The 1382-nt window shown below is 68.2% G+C and carries 1 protein-coding gene; it reads right to left on the reverse strand.

The annotated features are described in order from the left end of the window. Nucleotides 1-1382 (reverse strand): non-ribosomal peptide synthetase (locus tag ACWEH3_RS36090; RefSeq protein WP_450026958.1); only part of this gene is annotated, 1382 nt, incomplete at both ends.

A 1382-nucleotide genomic window follows, 5' to 3' on the forward strand; every position in this document is an offset into this window, starting at 1 on the left:
AGTTCACCGGTACTGGTCCAGGCCACCAAGTCACCGGTGCGGTACATCCGCGCACCGGGCTGGAACGGATTCGCCACGAACCGGTCAGCGGTCAGATCCGCACGACCGAAATAACCACGCGCCAACTGCGCACCAGCCAAATACAACTCACCCGACACACCCACCGGCACCGGACGCAAACGCCCATCCAGCACAAACACCCGGCTGTTCCACACCGGCCCGCCGATCGACACCGACACCTCATCAGCGAGCGTCACCCGGTGACTGGTGATCGACACCGCCGCCTCGGTCGGACCATAGAGATTGAACAACTCGGTACGCGGATACTCACGCAGGAACCGCTGCGCCAACGCACCCGGCAACGCTTCACCGATCGCCAGCACCCGCCGTGGCGACCAGTCGTCCGCCGCAGGCCGGTGTGCCGACAGCGCGTCCAGCATCGACGGCACCACATGCAGGGTGGTGACCGATTCCCGCGCCATCAGGTCGTGCAGATACGCGGGGTCCCGATGACCGTCCGGCGCGGCGATCACCAGACGGCCGCCGCGGACCGCGGCCGACCAGAACTCCCACACCGACAAGTCGAACGTGGCCGCCGTCTTCAGCAGCACCGAGTCGTCCTGCGTCAGCTCGAACTCGGCCGCCTTCCAGAGCAACTGGTTCACGACCGCCGCGTGTGGCACCGCGACGCCCTTCGGGCGTCCGGTCGAACCCGACGTGAAGATGACGTAGGCCGTGTTCTCCGGTCGTAGGGGCACGGCCCGCTCGGAGTCGGTGAGCGGCACGCTCGCGACCGCGGTCAGTTCCAGATCTTCGAGCCGCACCACCGGCGCGACATCGGTATCGAAGTCCGACTCCGCGTTGCTCAGCACGCACACGGGGGCGGAGACGGAGAGGATGTAGTCGGTCCGGTCCGCGGCTTGGTCGGGGTCGACCGGTACATACGCCCCACCGGCCTCGGCCACCGCGTACATCGCCACGACCAGATCCACCGATCGGCGGAACGCGAGCGCGACCCGGGTTTCGGGGCCGACGCCCACCGAGATCAGGTAACGGGCCAGGCGGTTCACCCGGGCGGCCAGTTCGGCGTAGCTCAGCTCGACGCGTTCGCCGCCGGATAGGTCCGCGACCAGCGCGACGGCTCCCGGCGCCGCCGCGACGGTCCGGCGCAGTAGCGATGCCAAGGTGGCGGGCTCCACCGAATGGGTGGTGTCGTTCCACGCGGTGAGCACGTCGGTGCGCTCGGTGGCTGCTAGTAGGTCGATATCCCCGACCGGGACGGTGGGATCGGCGACCACGGCGGCGAGGATGCGCGACAACCGCGCCGCGAACCCTTCGACCGTCGCCCGGTCGAAAAGATCGGTCGCATACGTCAAGAACCC

It is taken from the genome of Nocardia sp. NPDC004718 (assembly GCF_053601535.1).